The 17,506-nt window shown below is 33.4% G+C and carries 13 protein-coding genes; 6 read left to right on the top strand and 7 right to left on the bottom strand.

Annotated features, from left to right (window positions below):
• Positions 1 to 41 precede the first annotated feature (41 nt).
• The 4 genes from Q4548_RS03015 to Q4548_RS03000 all read right to left on the bottom strand — a co-directional run bounded on the left by Q4548_RS03015 (position 42) and on the right by Q4548_RS03000 (position 6,390).
• The gene (locus Q4548_RS03015) at positions 42 to 1,238 is read right to left on the bottom strand and encodes an argininosuccinate synthase (RefSeq protein ID WP_303451331.1); all 1,197 of its coding nucleotides are present in this window, start codon (positions 1,236 to 1,238) and stop codon (positions 42 to 44) included.
• 191 nt (positions 1,239 to 1,429) lie between these two features.
• Entirely contained in the window at positions 1,430 to 2,041 is a 612-nt protein-coding gene (locus Q4548_RS03010) for a GNAT family N-acetyltransferase (RefSeq protein ID WP_303451327.1), read from the bottom strand.
• A 435-nt stretch (positions 2,042 to 2,476) separates the two neighbouring features.
• The gene (locus Q4548_RS03005; protein ID WP_303451324.1) at positions 2,477 to 4,093 is read right to left on the bottom strand and encodes a mechanosensitive ion channel family protein; all 1,617 of its coding nucleotides are present in this window, start codon (positions 4,091 to 4,093) and stop codon (positions 2,477 to 2,479) included.
• A 257-nt stretch (positions 4,094 to 4,350) separates the two neighbouring features.
• On the bottom strand, positions 4,351 to 6,390 hold the full coding sequence (locus tag Q4548_RS03000) for a YgiQ family radical SAM protein (protein WP_303451321.1): 2,040 nt from the start codon (positions 6,388 to 6,390) through the stop codon (positions 4,351 to 4,353).
• Positions 6,391 to 6,532: 142 nt separating this feature from the next.
• On the opposite strand from Q4548_RS03000, the gene Q4548_RS02995 reads away from it, so the two are divergent.
• Together Q4548_RS02995 and ald are read left to right on the top strand one after the other, a co-directional pair.
• On the top strand, positions 6,533 to 7,018 hold the full coding sequence (locus tag Q4548_RS02995; protein ID WP_303451318.1) for a hypothetical protein: 486 nt from the start codon (positions 6,533 to 6,535) through the stop codon (positions 7,016 to 7,018).
• A 503-nt stretch (positions 7,019 to 7,521) separates the two neighbouring features.
• Entirely contained in the window at positions 7,522 to 8,613 is a 1,092-nt protein-coding gene (ald, locus tag Q4548_RS02990; protein WP_303451315.1) for an alanine dehydrogenase, read from the top strand.
• Between the two features lie 94 nt (positions 8,614 to 8,707).
• Here the strand turns inward: ald and Q4548_RS02985 are convergent, their stop codons facing one another.
• Positions 8,708 to 10,114, bottom strand: a complete 1,407-nt coding sequence (locus tag Q4548_RS02985) for a DUF4270 family protein (RefSeq protein ID WP_303451312.1) — start codon at positions 10,112 to 10,114, stop codon at positions 8,708 to 8,710.
• A gap of 15 nt (positions 10,115 to 10,129) precedes the next feature.
• Positions 10,130 to 10,939 carry a glycogen/starch synthase gene (locus Q4548_RS02980; protein ID WP_303451310.1) on the bottom strand — a complete coding sequence of 270 codons (810 nt, stop codon included), beginning with the start codon at positions 10,937 to 10,939 and terminating at the stop codon, positions 10,130 to 10,132.
• 103 nt (positions 10,940 to 11,042) lie between these two features.
• On the opposite strand from Q4548_RS02980, the gene panC reads away from it, so the two are divergent.
• From panC to radA, 4 genes are all read left to right on the top strand, one after another.
• Positions 11,043 to 11,888, top strand: coding sequence for a pantoate--beta-alanine ligase (gene panC / locus Q4548_RS02975; RefSeq protein WP_303451308.1), 846 nt, complete (start codon positions 11,043 to 11,045; stop codon positions 11,886 to 11,888).
• A gap of 50 nt (positions 11,889 to 11,938) precedes the next feature.
• Positions 11,939 to 12,289 (top strand): aspartate 1-decarboxylase, encoded by a 351-nt coding sequence (gene panD, locus Q4548_RS02970; protein ID WP_303451306.1) that lies wholly within the window; start codon positions 11,939 to 11,941, stop codon positions 12,287 to 12,289.
• Positions 12,290 to 13,258: a lysylphosphatidylglycerol synthase transmembrane domain-containing protein gene (locus Q4548_RS02965; protein WP_303451304.1), complete on the top strand. Its 969-nt coding sequence runs from the start codon at positions 12,290 to 12,292 to the stop codon at positions 13,256 to 13,258. It begins immediately after the preceding gene.
• Positions 13,259 to 13,324: 66 nt separating this feature from the next.
• On the top strand, positions 13,325 to 14,680 hold the full coding sequence (gene radA, locus Q4548_RS02960) for a DNA repair protein RadA (RefSeq protein ID WP_303451302.1): 1,356 nt from the start codon (positions 13,325 to 13,327) through the stop codon (positions 14,678 to 14,680).
• 105 nt (positions 14,681 to 14,785) lie between these two features.
• On the opposite strand, the gene Q4548_RS02955 is transcribed toward radA, so the two are convergent.
• Positions 14,786 to 17,404, bottom strand: a complete 2,619-nt coding sequence (locus Q4548_RS02955) for an AsmA-like C-terminal region-containing protein (RefSeq protein ID WP_303451300.1) — start codon at positions 17,402 to 17,404, stop codon at positions 14,786 to 14,788.
• Between the last annotated feature and the right edge of the window lie 102 nt (positions 17,405 to 17,506).

The raw sequence follows: 17,506 nt of genomic DNA, 5'->3' as shown, positions 1-17,506 counted from the left end.
TATTGTAAGCTAAAGGCTAACAGCCAAAAGCCAACAACTAATTACGCATCTAACAAATCTTTATTTACGTGGTAAAAGATTTTGTTTTGCATTCCATATATTTTTATAAATCCTTTGGCATCTTGACTAGACCATGCGTTATTTTCTTCACCATAATCTGCAAATCCAGAAGCCATTAAATCGTATTTAGAATCTATTCCTGTAGTAATAAAGTGGTAAGGTCTTAATGTTACATAGACATCACCAGACACTGTAGACTGAGAATCTTCTAAAAACTTTTCTATGTTACGCATCAAAGGCTCTAAGTACTGACCATCATGGAAAAATGTTCCATACGTAGTTGCCAATCCTTCTTTGGTAATTTGTTGTGCTTTAGACAAAGTGTGCTTTTCTAATAAATGGTGAGCTTTAATAATCACCGTTGCAGCAGCAGCTTCAAAACCTACACGCCCTTTAATTCCAACAATCGTATCTCCTACGTGAATATCGCGACCAATAGCAAAAGCAGAAGCAATTTCTTCTAACTTTAAAATATTGTTTACCGGTGTGTCTTTTACTCCGTTAAAAGCAACCAATTGTCCTTTTTCAAAAGTCAACGTAACCTCTTCTTCATCTTCTCTTTTTAACTGACTTGGATACGCTTCACTCGGCAATGCTTTTTGAGATTTTAAAGTCTCTACTCCACCCACTGATGTTCCCCAAATACCTTTGTTTACAGAATATTTAGATTTTTCCCAGTTCATATCTACTCCATGAGATTTTAAATAATCTATCTCTGTTTGACGAGATAATTTTAAATCACGAATAGGAGTAATAATTTCTATTTCTGGTGCAATGGTTTGGAAAATCATATCAAAACGAACTTGATCATTACCTGCTCCTGTGGAACCATGTGCAATGTATTTAGCTCCTACAGACTTTGCATACTTTACTACTTCTATAGATTGAAATACACGTTCTGCAGATACTGATAATGGATAGGTATTGTTTTTTAACACGTTTCCATACACCATGTATTTGATAGCTTTATCGTAATATTTCTCTAAAATATCTTTGTTTTTATGAGAAGTTACGCCCATTTCATAAGCTTTTTTCTCAACAGTTGCCAATTCCTCTTTGGTAAAACCTCCAGTGTTTACCAAAACCGAATGTACTTCCAACTTTAATTCGTTGATTAAATATTTTACACAATAAGAGGTGTCTAGACCTCCACTATATGCCAATACTACTTTATCCATGATATTTATATTTTAAAAGGTATTTGAGCGTAGTCTAGAACTATTCATTTTGACTATACTCAATGACCACTTTCCTTTAAACAGTAATGATTTAATATTCAGTCCGCAAAAATACGGAATGTGAATGAAACATTAAAAATTAACCTATGAAAACACCAATCCTGAGTAGGATTCGTTTTTTTAAACAACAATTAAGATTTTTTACTAAAGATTTTATCTTTTAGTTTGGATAATTTCACCTTGAACTCCCAACTAGGCTCTTTGGCCGCTTTACGCTCAACCTCTTTTGGATCGTGTAACATACCCGTACACAAACACATTTTGCGTTCGTTGCGTTCTAAAATATCAAAGTTTTTGCAAGACCTACACCCATTCCAAAAAGCCTCATCTCTGGTAAGCTCCGAAAAAGTAACTGGCTTATATCCTAACTCGTAGTTTATTTTCATTACAGCCAAACCAGTCGTAATTCCAAAAATTTTAGCATCTGGATATTTTTCTTTAGAATGATCGAATACTTTAGACTTTATTCTTTTTGCCAATCCTTGATTTCTGTAATCGGGATGTACAATCAAACCTGAGTGTACTACGTAAGATTTATTTTCCCAAGTCTCAATATAACAAAAACCTGCAAATTTAATTCCATCAAGGGCAATAACCGCATCTCCACTTTCCAATTTTTTCTTAATATACTCTGGAGTTCTTTTAGCAATACCTGTTCCTCTTACTCTTGCAGAAGTCTCAATAGTATCGCAAATAATGTCCGCGTATTTAAAGTGTGATTTGTTAGCAGTTACAATTTTCATGTTGGTGTTTTAAAAGTTTTTTTTCGTATTTGATTGTTTAGAATTAAAAATTTTGAATACCCTGTAACAACAGGCTATTCGCTAATTCGTCGCCTACGAACAAACACCAAAGCACCACTACAAGTTGTATTACTTGCTATGTATGAGAATACTATGTGAACTACTTGATACATGATTATTATTAAAAATCAGGACGCAAAAGTACAACTATAAATCAAACTACAGAAAATATTTACAGGATTCCTCAAATTAATTTCAAAAAAAATCGCTGTCAAGTAACCAGCTTGACAGCGAAGAAATAATCAACATGAATATAATTAAATCAATTAATTATGAAACAATGACTTTTAACAAAACAAAATCTATCTTTATTTCAATAATATCAAATATAAGTATATTTTTTATTAGAATCGCAAAGAATGAATAAAAAAATTGCTATTTATTAAAACTAGACTCCAAATCACTAAGAATACCATCTATTCTACCCTGATCCGTGTTGTATTTCAAATCCACTGTTCCACCATTTGGAAACTGCTCAATCATCACTGTTTGAGATGGGAATGCAAAGTCTACACCCAATTCAGCCGCCAATTTTATAATTGCGATATGTAACCTATGTTTTGACGATTGTTCTACTCCCCATTCTAGAGATATAAAATAGGTATTGACCAACACCTCTAAGGCAGAATCTCCAAAACCCACAAATTCTACATTGTAAGACTTGGTCAATGTTTCTGGATGAATCTCAATCAATCTTCGGACTCCTAAAACAAAAGCCTCAATCAACGCTGGTGGCGTATCGTATCTTAGACCCAACTTGGTCTGATATCTTCTATATTGTCTCAAACCTTTGTTATTGATAACTATTTCTGACAATTTGCTGTTGGGAATACTAAAAACAGATGTGTCTACAGCTCTTACTCTAGTAGACCTAAAACCTACTTCTTCTACTGTTCCCTCTACACCACCTCCTTCAATCCAATCACCAATCTGGAAAGGCTTGTCTAAAAAAATCATAAACGTACCTATCAAATTCTTAACCGTATCTTGAGATGCCAGCGCAAAAGCCAGACCTCCAATAGATGCCCCAGCCAAAACTGTAGTTGTATTCACCCCAAAAACCGTCAACATTTTTAAAGCTCCAAAAAACACCACCAACGCTTTTAACAATCTACTCAGAATAGGAGCTAATTGATCGTCTAATTTACTGTCTGTTTTAGAAGTATAAGAAACAAAAAACTCTATCAGAACACTTACTATTTCTAAAAATACATATACCCAAAGAACAATTCGACCAATTTCTAAACCCTTGATCAAAAATGAATTGACATCAATATCTAACAACAAGATAGGAATGTAAATTTCTATCAAATAAAACACAATCAACAAAGACGACGGCCTTGCCAATTTGTCAAAAATTTTGCTAAAAGAATTATGTGAAAACCTAATAAAAAAACCTTCTAATCGCTGGAGTACAAAAAAAACAACCTTATTAAATACAACAAACAGAAAGAAACAGGCAACTATAAAAATTATGATTCCCAAATACTGCCAAAGCTCCAAACCTAAAAAAGATTTATGCCCCACTTTTGGAATAATCCTTTTGATAAAATCTGTTCCTGCTGGATACACATTGTTATATAAACTAAAAATTTTTTCATTTGTCTCTGGACTGTAATACCACTTGTTTCCTATTTTTTCTAAATAGATTTCTGGCATTACCTTTGGAAATAATACATACTGGTATTTCTCATTAAATCCCGTAATAGTATCCTTATAATTAGCATCTACAGGTAGTGACTTCATATCTACCTTTAGACCTTTTCCATCCAAGACTTGTTTGATTTTTATCGCAATTTCCTCAGATTTTTTGGTTGTTTCACCATAAATAGCTGTCGCCGCTTTTTGCTGATCATAACTCTCTGGCTGTAAAAAATAAAGATGTGTAAAAATTGTTTTGTAGGGACTTGAAAGATCCACACTAACATCGTTTTTCTGAGCATTTGCAAACACAGAAATAAATAGTAAAAAAAAGAAATAATTTTTTTTCATAGTAAAAAGTTATTTTGAATTTCAAAAATAAACTTTTTACATTAGCTTTACGATTGGTAGTATTAAAATAAAAAAGCTCTTAACATATCTGTTAAGAGCTTTAAACTAACCAAATTTTAATCGTTATCATTACCAAAAACAATGATTAAAAAACTACAATAGTTAACCAAAAAACTGTAATCCTTAATAAGACAAACAAAGTCTAAAAAGGTTTAATTTGATTTTAAAAAACTCGTAAAAAATTTACGAGTTTTTTTTTATCGCCTTCTTCTTTTTGGTTTGCGTTTTTGTGGTGGTACATTTGTCTTTTTATCTTTATCACCTAGCACACTAACAAAACCATCTTGATTTCGTTTTCCTCTAGTAGGCTTAGATTTATTATTTTTAATCCCTTTAGGAACATCTACAGCATCATCAAAAGTATTTTTAGCTTTGAAATTTTTAGGTGCATTTTTAAATTTTCCATCTGGTAATAATTTCCTAATCAAATCTTGTCTTCCAATTTTTGTCAAAGAATTTCGAATCCAAGCTTGATTTTCTTTTTTATACCAGAAAAAGAAACGATGTTGTTCTTCTTTTTCCTTGGCTGTTTTTGGAGTATCCATTTTTTCCAATGTATACGGGTGATAACCACTGTAATAAATAACCGTAGCTACCGTCATTGGAGTAGGAGTAAATCCTTGAACTTGCTCTAATTGGAATCCCATATCTTTAGTTTCTGCGGCCATATTTGCCATGTCTTCCAATTCAGACTGTGGATGACTTGAAATGAAATAAGGAATCAACTGTAAATTTAATTTCTTTCTTAAATTGATTTTATCAAATATCTTTTTAAAATCATGAAAGTTTGAGAACGATGGTTTACGCATCAATTTTAAAACTTTGTCCGAAGTATGTTCTGGTGCTACTTTTAAACGACCCGACACGTGATGTGTAATCACCTCTTCTGTATAAGCCTCCAATTCTTTTGGATCCGCATTTTTATTAAAATCCGGCACCAACATATCGTATCGAATTCCAGAACCAATAAATGATTTTTTTACTTTAGGATGCTTATCTACCGATTGATACAAATCTGTCATAGCAGCATGAGAGGTATCTAAATTTGAACAAATCACTGGATTGATACAAGAAGGAGCCACACATTTGTCGCAAATTTCCTGTACTTTTCCTTTCATTTGATACATGTTGGCCGATGGCCCTCCAATATCTGACAAATACCCTTTAAAATCTGACATGTTAGCTACCTGATCTACTTCTTTTAAAATAGACTCTTTGCTTCTACTTGCAATAAACTTTCCTTGATGTGCCGAAATGGTACAAAAACTACACCCTCCAAAACAACCTCTATGTGTGTTGATTGAAAACTTGATCATTTCAAACGCCGGAATCGGTCCACGCTTGTTGTATTTAGGATGTGGCAAACGTGTGTAAGGCAAATCAAAAGAAGCATCTATTTCTTTTTCCAACATGGTTGGATAAGGCGGGTTGATCACCAAAAGCTCATCACCAATATCTTGTAAAATTCTACCTCCATAAGTCTTATTAGACTCTTGCTCTACCACTTTAAAATTAGCCGCAAATGTTTTTTTATCTGCCAGACAATCTTCATGAGAGCTTAATCTTTTATCTACCCAATTCTTGTTTTTCTGTAAGAGTTCTTCTTTAGGTTGCAAATAAGCCGTTTGCTTAATGGTTCTTAAAGAACTAAACGGAACTCCTTTTTGCATTAAGGTCACAATCTCTTTCAAAGGTTGCTCTCCCATTCCATACACCAAAATATCAGCCCCAGATTCAGCCAAAATACTTGGTTTTAAAGCATCAGACCAAAAATCATAATGCGTAACACGTCTTAACGAAGCTTCAATCCCTCCAATTAAAACTGGAGTATCAGGGTACTTTTCTTTTAATATTTTAGAATAAACAGTAGTGGCGTAATCAGGTCTAAAGCCTATATCTCCATTAGGAGTATACGCATCTTTGTCTCTTCTTCGTTTGCTAGCCGTGTAATTACTTACCATAGAATCCATCACCCCAGAAGTTACCCCAAAAAACAATCTTGGTTTTCCTAGCTTTTCAAAATCCTGTAAATTATCTGTAACACTTGGTTGCGGAACGATAGCAACACGCAAACCATAACTCTCTAACAAACGACCAATTACTGCAGGCCCAAATGATGGATGATCTACGTAGGCATCTCCACTAAATAGAATTACATCCAATTCATCCCAACCTCTAATCTTACATTCTTTCTTAGTGGTTGGCAACCAGCTTGATAGTCTTAACTCTTGTTCCATAGCGCAAAGATACGGGGAAAAAGTGAATTGTAAGCCCTAACAAGAAAACAGTACTTATTGATAATGACAAAAAACTTAAGAAGTTTCAAAACTATTTTAAAAACTTAAGGTCAAAGTACTAGTAATTATAAAATCTTATATCATGAAAAAAATACTTTTATTAGCCGTATTATTTATTTCGATCACTGCTTTTTCTCAGAAAAAACAGCATCCAAAAACTGAATTTACTACTGAGCAGAAAACTCAATTGATTATTAAAAAAATGACGATTGATTTAGACTTAACTCCTAAACAAGTAGCTAAAATTACTCCTATTGTTGTTGAAAAAGCAAGTAAAATGGAAGCAAGAAAAGCCGAATTTAAATCTAAAAAAGGTGATCACAAATCAAAAAGAAAGATACTTTCTAGTGATGATAAATTTAAAATGGCCATGGCTCACCTAGAAGAGCAGGAAACTTTGCAAAACAAAATGAAAAATATTTTGGACAAAGAACAATATGTAACATGGAAAAAAATGCACAAAAAACATGGAGAGAAAAGAAAACAAATAGCAATGAAACATGGTGACAAAAAGAAAGGTGATTCTAGAAGAGAAAGAAACCACAAACATGAAGAGCCAAAAGCTTAATTCATAAAAAAGTCGTCTAATGTAATTTTAGACGACTTTTTTATTTACCAATACGTAACGCTATCTCAGGACGATACAATAATTAGACTACAGACAATCTACTTGACTCCCAACCCACAACTAACAGAAAAACCTATAACTTTTCATCAAATTATTTACAGCTTTAGCATTCTTACCGTCAAAGCCACATGACATTTCAACACCCAAAAGATGTTGAAAAAACAGTTCTTTAGTCTAAAAGAGAAAAACACCCTAAAACACTCACAGACACCGACATAACCAAAACAAGCTTTCTTTATCAATACCCACACTTCATTCACATATTTATAATTATGCCGTAATAAATCAGCATAGAAATACCATATTCGCAATTTTAATCCACCACACTACATTTTTCATAATATTTGGTTTTATATCACAACTATTTGTTGGAAATTTGAAAGAGCTACGTTTTGAGATTATACACTCAGGTTCATCAATATTATTTTATAAAATTCTTTACCATGAAAATAGGAATCCCAAAAGAAATTAAAAACAACGAAAGTCGTGTTGGAATGACTCCAAGTGGAGTTTTTGAACTTGTAAAAAACAACCACCAAGTATTTGTACAGACAACCGCTGGAGACAATAGTGGTTTTTCAGATGAAGCGTATACAACTGCCGGAGCAACCATTTTAAAAACTATTGAAGAAGTTTATAAAATAGCAGAAATGATTGTAAAAGTGAAAGAACCTATTGAATCTGAATACAATCTAATTCAAAAAGGACAAATTGTATTTACGTATTTTCATTTTGCATCTAGCGAAGCACTAACCAAAGCCATGATAAAAAGCGGTGCTATTTGTATAGCCTACGAAACCGTTGAAGACAAAGACGGTGGTTTGCCACTATTAACACCTATGTCTGAAGTTGCTGGAAGAATGTCCATACAACAAGGAGCAAAATATTTAGAAAAACCCGTAAAAGGTCGTGGCCTTTTATTAGGAGGCGTACCTGGTGTTTCTCCGGGGAAAGTATTGATTTTAGGTGCTGGAGTTGTAGGAGTACAAGCCGCTAAAATGGCTTCTGGTCTTGGAGCTCAGGTAACCATTATGGACATAGACATGAAACGTTTGCGTTATGTAAATGATATATTACCGAGCAATTGTGTAACAGAATTTTCCAACGAATACAACATTAGAACCAATGTAAAAACTCACGATTTGATTATTGGAGGTGTTTTATTAAAAGGAAAAAAAGCCCCTAATTTAATTACCCGAGACATGTTGAAAACCATGAAACCTGGTGCTGTGATAGTTGATGTTGCCGTAGACCAAGGAGGATGTGTTGAAACAACAAGACCCACAACGCATGAAGACCCTATCTATATTATTGACGATGTAGTTCATTACTCAGTAGCAAATATGCCAGGAGCAGTACCCTACACTTCTACATTGGCTTTGACAAATGTAACCACAGGATACGCAATTAAAATAGCAAACATGGGCTGGAAAAAAGCACTTGATTTAGACCCAGGACTCCAAAAAGGTTTGAACATTTCTCAAGGAGAAGTTATTTACAAAGAAATTACAGAAGCTTTTGATTGGGTTGTCTAATGCAATCCTTTTTTATCTACCTCTAAAAAAACCCCTAAATCATAAAATTATGATTTAGGGGTTTTTACTTATTTCTCTAAGTATCTCTAATTGATTATTCACCCATTTTAGAGAATATCATCTCAAGTTTTGGAGCTTTTTCAGAAGCAACATCCGTAATAAAAACAGCTCCCTTTGCAGTTGTAGATCTTAAATCTACAACGCTAGATTCTGCACCTTCTCTAGCTTTAATTCTTAGTTCATTGATTTCACCATCTGCCAAAGCCGATTTGATCAAGTCCGTGATAAAAAATCTAACATAAGGATCCGTTTCATTTTCAGTATCATCGTATCTTAAAACACCATCTACCGCTCCAGAACCAAAAAACGAATAATCACTTATTGCAACAGCCTCACCGTCACTATCTACTCCATAAATATAAAAATCAGTCAATGTTTTATCATCAACATTATCTACATAAATCTTCAATGTTACCTGATTGATAAATCTTTCATCATCTATGCCTTGAGCCTGAATAAAACTATTCAAATCCATAGACATTTCATAACCTCCAGCCCCTTGTACATAAGCCTTATTTGGTTCATTTAAATAGCCTTGATTATCTGTGTACAAATTGTATAAAGCTCCGTAATTGAAATTGAAAAATAAAGAATCTTTCTCCTCTTCTTCATCTCCTTCCTTATTGGTATAATCTATTCTTAGCTTTCCTTTAGACAAATCAAAAGGCAATACAAAACCATTTCCTGTATTGGTAGCTGTTATTTTTAACCCTTTGAAAAAACTCTTCATAGCTTCATTAGTCGATATTTCTTCTTCCAAATCGTCTAATTTATCTAAAAAATCAGTTTTAAAATCAAACGAATCAGAATTCAAAGGAATCTTCAAAGTATCTAATACAGTGTAAGATTCTTTAAATGTAATTCCAGACACAGTCCCCAATACCGTTTCACCACCTAAATCTTCTTTACTCCCTGCATTATTTGTCCCATCAGAGTAATAGATTCTTGAAGAACCATCTGCATTGTATCTTTCTAAAAAAGTAGTAAACGTACTTACGGTCAATGTCATCTCAGAAGCATAATCTCCTAAGAAATTAGCAATTTCAAACGCCTCAGAATCATCACTTTTAACTACCATTGTTAGTGGAAATTCCAAACGAGCCTCAACATTATCAGTAACTACATTTTCTGGAGTATCACTATCTGTTCTTTTCAACGGAAAAAGATCTGGGGTTATTTGACCTACCAAACCAGCCTTTACATTACCAAAGGTGCTATTGGTATAATCTCCCAATAAATAGGTCCCCAAAGAACTAGTACTTACTTTTTCAACAACTTTGGTGCTTATTACAGGTTCAAATATTGCGGTATCTCTTATAAAATCATTATTATTGATAAGACCTCCTGTTGTTTCAGGAACGTCATTGGCACAACTCATAAAAAAAACCACAGTACCTAATGCACTTATGGTTTTTATAATTCTTTTGTTAAAAAGTATCATATTATTATTACTTCGTTAGTTTAAAACTTTCTCTGAATAAAACTCTAAATATGCTTCTGCAAAAGTATCTTCTGTTTGATAATCTAAAAACGGCTTTTCTAATTCATCTAAATAATCTTCCAATTCATCATTTACAAATCTACTTGCTTTTACTACAGCATCAGAATTGTCAATAGCGCTTTTAAGAATGTTAGAAAACGTTGGATTTTCTAATATTGTTAATTTATCTTCTGGAATTTCATCATAACGAACTTTGTTGATCATATTTACATCTAAAGTTCCTTCAAACTCATTATCATAAACTGAAGTTACAATTTTTGTATTTGCAAACAACGCATCATCTTTGTAATACTCTCTCAAATACAATGGCAATAAACATGCCATCCAACCATGTACATGAATGATATCTGGTGCCCAGTTTAGCTTTTTGACTGTCTCTACAACACCTTTAGCAAAGAAAATAGCTCTCTCATCATTGTCAATAAACATTTCATCATTTTCATCAGTAAACGTAGCCTTTCTCTTAAAATACTCTTCGTTGTCAATAAAATAAACCTGCATTCTTTCTTTAGGAATAGAAGCAACCTTTATGATTAATGGCATATCCATATCATTGATAATCAAGTTCATTCCAGAAAGCCTAATTACTTCATGTAACTGATGTCTTCTTTCATTTATCAATCCAAACCTTGGCATGAATATTCTTGTTTGTATACCTTTGTGATGTGCTTTTTTTGCTGCCTCGAAAGACATTTCCGACATTTCTGTTTGGGGAGTATAGGGAGTTACCTCACTTGAAACGTATAAAACTCTCTTATTCTTCATAAATCATTCAGTTGTTGAATATAATTTTGCAAAACTACGAAAAAATACGCAATATATTGGTATTTATAGTAAGTTTGCAGTCGCTTATACTGAAAAACAAAAGATGAAAGTATTCTCTGTCAAAGAATTAGCAAATAACTACATCGCTGGTTTAAAAAACAACGGAACTACCATTGGATTGATTCCTACCATGGGAGCTTTGCATCAAGGTCACTTGTCTTTGATTCAACAAGCCAAAGAGGAAAACGACTTGGTTGTCGTAAGTATTTTTGTAAATCCAACTCAATTTAACAACTCTGATGATTTAGATAAATACCCAAGAACTTTAGAAGAAGATCTTGCAAAACTAGAAAGTGTGCATTGTGATTTGGTTTTTACTCCAGAAGCCAACGATATGTATTCTGAAAATGAGAAAGCTGAAATTTTTAATTTTGATGGATTGGATCAAGTTATGGAAGGAGCATTTCGTGACAATCATTTTAATGGTGTTGGAACTATTGTCAAAAAATTATTTGAAACACTACTTCCTGACAATGCTTATTTTGGAGAAAAAGATTTTCAACAATTGCAGATTATCAGAAAGCTAACCACCATCACCAAACAACCTGTAAAAATTATCGGCTGTCCAATACACAGAGATCCTGATGGTTTGGCAATGAGCTCTAGAAACATGAGATTGACCAAAGAACACCGAGAAGCAGCTCCTTTTATCCATCAAACATTATTAGCTGCAAAAGAAATGGCCAAAAACACAACCCCAAAACAACTTGAAAATTGGGTTGTTGATAAATTTAACAATCATCCTAATTTAGTTTTAGAATACTTTTCTATTGCTAAAGAAGAAGATTTAAAAAGCATTTCTACTTTTAACAACCATAGCAAATATAGGGGGTTTATAGCTGTCTTTGCAGGAGACATCCGATTGATAGACAACATTGCTCTTTATTAATTATACGCATTCATAGTTAAAAATCAGATATAAATAATTATTTTTGCACCATGCAAATTGAAGTCGTAAAATCAAAAATACACAGGGTAAAGGTCACTGGAGCCGATTTGAACTATATTGGTAGTATCACTATTGATAAAGCATTAATGGAGGCTGCAAACATGATTGAAGGTGAAAAAGTAGCTATTGTTAACGTGAATAACGGTGAACGATTGGAAACTTACATCATTCCTGGCGAAAAAAACAGCGGTGAAATTACACTTAATGGACCTGCCGCAAGACGTGTTGCTCCTGGAGACATCATCATTATCATCTCTTACGGTTTGATGGATTTTGAAGAAGCAAAAAGCTTTAGTCCTTCCATTGTTTTTCCTAACGAAGAAACCAACAAGCTTAACTAATTGAAAGGGAATATTCAAAAGAAGTTAAAAACCATCCTACCTGTTGGTTTGGGGATTTTTTTAATTTGGCACTCCTTATCTAAATTTACAGAAGCAGAAATTTCTGAAATCAAATTTGCACTAACAAATGCAAATTATTGGTGGATCGTCTTGTCTGTTTTTCTAGGTATTTTGAGTCACGCTTCTAGAGCTTATCGATGGAAATTCACTTTAGACCCAATGGGATATCAACCCAAGTTTTACAATCAATTTTTTGCTGTAGCCATTAGTTATTTGGTGAATTTAGGGATTCCAAGAGCGGGTGAATTTGCCAGAGCAACAACCATCAATCAGTATGAAAATATTCCGTTTGAAAAAGCTTTTGGAACCATTGTAGCAGAACGTTTGGCAGATATGGCCGTTTATTTACTCATCATCTTTTTGGCTTTTTTAGCTCAATATGATATTATCTACAATTTAATTTTAAGCAAAATTCCCCCAAACCCATTATTGATCGGAGGTATCGTTTTATGCTTTTCTGTTTTATGTTTTGTATTTCTTAAAGCCATCAAAAACTCTAAAAATGTTTTTTTCGTAAAATTAAGATCTTTTTCAATAGGCTTAAAAGAAGGTTTGCTTACCATTTATACTATGAAAAAAAAGTGGGCTTTCATAGCTCACACATTATTTATTTGGCTTGCCTACGTTTTAATGTTGTATGTGGTTATTTTTGCATTTCCAGAAACCAAAGACTTAGGTTTCAACGCTATTCTAATTTGTTTTGTGGCAGGTACTTTTAGCTATGCTACAACCAACGGAGGTATTGGAAGCTACCCTTACATTATGCAAAAAACGTTATTACTTTACGCCATTCCCGAAACAATTGGTGCTGGTTTTGGATGGATTATGTGGTCTGCTCAGACTCTGTTAGTTATTCTTTTAGGAGGACTTTCTTTTATTTTATTGCCTATTTTTAACAAGAGCAGATAAACCGCACACAACTGTTGTTAATTTGCTCACAAGGATTTACATTTATCATTCCTTCTAAAAATCATTATGGCTAAAACCAAAACCACTTATTTTTGTCAAAATTGCGGAGCTCAACATGCCAAATGGATGGGGCAATGCGGAACTTGTAAAGAATGGAATACCATTGTAGAAGAAGTCGTTTCTAAAGAAGAAAAAGCTGATTGGAAAATAGATGACAAACCTAGAAAAGCCAATTTACCTCTTAAAGTAAAAGATATTGAAGTTCAAAACGAAGTACGATACAATGCCGTAAGCACAGAACTTAACAATGTTCTTGGTGGTGGAATTGTACCTGGTTCTATTATTTTACTAGGCGGAGAACCTGGAATTGGTAAATCTACCTTGATGTTACAAGTCGCCTTGAGTATGAAATACAAAGTATTGTACGTTTCTGGAGAAGAAAGTCAAACTCAAATAAAACTAAGAGCTGAGCGAGTGCAAAACCTCAACGAAGATTGTTTGATTTTAACCGAAACCAATACCCAAAAAATATTCAAAGCTATACAAATAGAACAACCCGAAATTTTAGTGATTGATTCTATCCAAACACTACACACTGATTATGTAGAAAGTTCTGCGGGTTCAGTTTCACAAATCAAAGAAACCACTACAGAATTGATCAAATTTGCTAAAGAAACCGGAACTCCTGTTTTGGTTATTGGACATATCAACAAAGAAGGAAGCATTGCCGGTCCTAAAATACTGGAACACATGGTAGATGTGGTATTGCAATTTGAAGGAGATAGAAACCACACCTATAGAATTTTAAGAGCTCTAAAAAATCGTTTTGGATCTACACAAGAATTGGGAATTTTTGAAATGCGTAGTGGAGGATTGAGAGAGGTAAAAAATCCGTCAGAAATTTTAATTTCTAAAAAAGATGGTGATTTGAGCGGAACTGCTATTGCTGCCACCTTAGAGGGAATGAGACCTTTGATGATAGAAGTACAAGCTTTGGTAAGTACCGCCGTTTACGGAACTCCTCAACGTTCCGCTACTGGTTATAATTTGAAACGACTGAACATGATTCTTGCCGTTTTGGAAAAAAGAGCTGGATTTAGATTGGGTGCCAAAGATGTTTTTCTAAACATTACAGGAGGTATTTCTGTAGACGATCCCGCTATTGACATGGCTGTAGTTGTTGCTGTTTTGTCTAGCAACGAAGATGAGCCTATTCCACAGAATTACGCTTTTGCTGCAGAAATTGGTTTGGCTGGAGAAATAAGACCTATCAACCGAGTAGAACAACGTGTGTCTGAAGCTGAAAAACTAGGCTTCGAAAAAATATTTGTCTCCAAGTTCTGTAAAATATCACAAAAAGAAAGCAATATTGAAGTCGTGAAAATTTCTACCATTGAAGATTTGGTGAACTTACTATTCTAAGAAACATCTTTGTCTCAAAAGAAATTCTCACACTAAAAACTATTCATACATAAAAAACCCCCTTCGTAATGAAGGGGATTTCTATCAATAAACAAATCATTTCTTTTATTTCCCAAACAAACCATTCAGAATTTTCTTCCCAGCTTCTTTTACTTTTTCTTCAGACGATTTTTCTTCTGTCTTAGTTGTGTCAGAAGCCTCTTCTTTTTTAAGTCCTAACAAATCTGTTAGTTTGTTTTTAGCTTCCGATTTTAAATTTTCTTTTTGCTTGTTCAATGTTGCCTTAGTCAGTGAACTAATTGCACTGCTCATATTAGGCACAACGGTAGGACTTGTAATAGACCCTCCTACTTTTACACTCAAAGGAACTCTAATATTTTCTTGGTCAGAACCACTCAATTTACTCACCAAACTACTTGCTTCTTTTCCTAAATACTTGGCTGGCAAATCCAACGTTAAGTTGTAGTCCATTGTATTATCAAAACTATGAGAACCTCCAATTGTAATGGGAATATCTTTGTAGTTTAGCGTAAAAGGCTGTACGTTTACTTTGCTATTTTCAAAACTAACTTTAGCTGTTAAATCTTTCAAATCTGTTTTATCAAAATCCAAAAAGCTCATTTTACTTTCTGCCAAACTTAAAAATTTGTTCTGGCTAGCATCTATTTTATCCACTTGCAAATTGGTAAAAGCAACTCCTGTTAATTGTGATAAATCTGGCATAAAATCACTACCCAAAACTCCTTTGATATCAAAATCAGAATCAAAATGACCATTAAAAGCTGCAATAATTGGTGCAATTTTCTGTAACATTCCCATGCCATTAAAAGCACTCGCTATATCTACTTGTTTCAATTTCATGTCAAAATCATACTCCGTAGTATTAGGTTTGGTATCTACAAATCCATCTATAGAAATAGCTCCTTGAAACACATTCGCACTTGCGTTTTTAAAAGTAATTCGCTGGTCTTTAACCGTAGTAACTCCTTTAAAATTAGTCAACTCCATAGTATCGTAAATCACTTTTTTAGCGTCTACACTAGCAGTCATTTCTACATTTTCTGGAATTTTAAATTGCTCTTCCACAACCTCTTTTGAGTCTTTTGATGAAGTTTCTTCTTTCTTTACTTCAGCAACCACCTTAGTTGTATCGGCTTCGTAAAAATCATCTACCTTAAAAACATTTGAAGTTATAGAGACATTCCCTTTCAACGTTGTGTTTGAAAAAACATATCCATATATATTGTCTAAGGTTCCTTTCATTCGAACATCTGAAGCTCCCGTAGTGATGGCAGTTTCTTTTAACGTCACATTTTTAGGATTGAACAACAATGCTGTTTTTTGAATAAAAATTGGCTTGGGAGTATATTCAGATCCAATAGCAACTCCTTGCAAAACAATTTCTCCTCTGCTATCTATTTTTTGATATTGTTCTTTTTCTATTGCATTCATATCAAACGCTGTAGAAATACTTGCTTTCACAATTCCTTTCAAATCATATTCTAAAGGAGGAATCGGATAAGCATTTTTTAAATTCCCCAAGTCTATTTGTCCATTTACCGTAGCTTTTACCGTTGGATTAGAAATTGGTTTTGTTACCAAAGCATTGGCCGAAAAAACATCTTTTGCTATTTTAAAGCCAAAGTTTTTCACCTCTACAACAACATCATCCATCACTCCTGTTGTGTTGGTAATATGTGCATCTACATCAATATTTTCTATTTTATTTGGCAAATCTGGATATTTCAAACTTGCTTTGTCCGTTTTTAAAACAATATCCAACGTTGGAATGGTGGTTTCTGAATACTGTCCTTTTACTTTTCCGTTAAAATCCAAAACCCCTGTGGTTTGTACTTTTGGAAAATCTGCTGTATATGCATTCGGAATTAAAGACAATAGACTTTTAAATTCTGATTTTTCAGATTTGAACGTAAAATCCAAATCATACGCATCTTTTAACATGGTAAAAACACCATCAAAAGCCAAATTCAGATCATTTATTTGAGCCATGTTGTTTTTAAATGTCAACTTTAAATCATTCGCATAATCCACATCAATAATTGCATCGTAGTTCAATTTTAAGTCTTTTAAATAAGCAACATCATCCATTAAAAAACTAATTGCTTCTGCATCTGTGTGCGTATCTAAATCTAACTTGTTTTGAGACAAATCTCCTTTACCTTGATGGTTAAAGTTGACAACATTTGCACTCATACTCCCTACTTTATCTGCATATTTTAAATTGATATTTTTAAAACTATACTCTTGAATAGCTAAAGAAAATGGAGCAGGCTCTTCTGTAGTTGTTTCTTCTATCTGAGTGTCTGACGGCAATGCAATGTCATAATTGGCGATGCTATCTTTGTTTACTTTAACATCTATATAAGCATCTGCAAGTTGAATACTATTAATTTTAGGTGTATCTCCCAGCAAACTAGACAAATCAATATTGATATACGTATGTCCTACAGCCGCTAAAGTATCTCCTGCAAAAGGTGCATTGTTGATTACAGACAAATTTTGTAAATCTACCGAAACGTTTGGAAAACTTCTTAGCAAAGAAATAGACAAATCTTGAAAATCTACTTTTGCATTTACACTATTGTTAATTTGCTCTTTGGCTATTTTGGTGATTTTTCCTTTAAAAGCAAAAGGAAGTATCAGTAACAATAAAAAGACAATTCCCACAAAAATGGCCAATCCTTTTAATATTTTTTTAGTCATAATTTTTATTTTCTTGTTAAGATTAAAGGTACGCTACTAAATATTTCTCAGCAACTATTTTTATAATGTAACGTTTTATTAACCTAGATTCGTATTTGTAAA

It is taken from the genome of Wenyingzhuangia sp. 2_MG-2023, assembly GCF_030548295.1.
In the GTDB taxonomy this organism is placed as follows: domain Bacteria; phylum Bacteroidota; class Bacteroidia; order Flavobacteriales; family Flavobacteriaceae; genus Wenyingzhuangia.
This window is presented reverse-complemented; position numbering and strand designations above follow the sequence as displayed.

Excerpts from the sequence above, each read along its gene's own strand:
- Q4548_RS03015 (WP_303451331.1), bottom strand. The coding sequence starts at position 1,238 with ATGGATAAAGTAGTATTGGCATATAGTGGAGGTCTAGACACCTCTTAT.
- Q4548_RS03010 (WP_303451327.1), bottom strand. The coding sequence starts at position 2,041 with ATGAAAATTGTAACTGCTAACAAATCACACTTTAAATACGCGGACATT.
- Q4548_RS03005 (WP_303451324.1), bottom strand. The coding sequence starts at position 4,093 with ATGAAAAAAAATTATTTCTTTTTTTTACTATTTATTTCTGTGTTTGCA.
- Q4548_RS03000 (WP_303451321.1), bottom strand. The coding sequence starts at position 6,390 with ATGGAACAAGAGTTAAGACTATCAAGCTGGTTGCCAACCACTAAGAAA.
- Q4548_RS02995 (WP_303451318.1), top strand. The coding sequence starts at position 6,533 with ATGAAAAAAATACTTTTATTAGCCGTATTATTTATTTCGATCACTGCT.
- ald (WP_303451315.1), top strand. The coding sequence starts at position 7,522 with ATGAAAATAGGAATCCCAAAAGAAATTAAAAACAACGAAAGTCGTGTT.
- Q4548_RS02985 (WP_303451312.1), bottom strand. The coding sequence starts at position 10,114 with ATGATACTTTTTAACAAAAGAATTATAAAAACCATAAGTGCATTAGGT.
- Q4548_RS02980 (WP_303451310.1), bottom strand. The coding sequence starts at position 10,939 with ATGAAGAATAAGAGAGTTTTATACGTTTCAAGTGAGGTAACTCCCTAT.
- panC (WP_303451308.1), top strand. The coding sequence starts at position 11,043 with ATGAAAGTATTCTCTGTCAAAGAATTAGCAAATAACTACATCGCTGGT.
- panD (WP_303451306.1), top strand. The coding sequence starts at position 11,939 with ATGCAAATTGAAGTCGTAAAATCAAAAATACACAGGGTAAAGGTCACT.
- radA (WP_303451302.1), top strand. The coding sequence starts at position 13,325 with ATGGCTAAAACCAAAACCACTTATTTTTGTCAAAATTGCGGAGCTCAA.
- Q4548_RS02955 (WP_303451300.1), bottom strand. The coding sequence starts at position 17,404 with ATGACTAAAAAAATATTAAAAGGATTGGCCATTTTTGTGGGAATTGTC.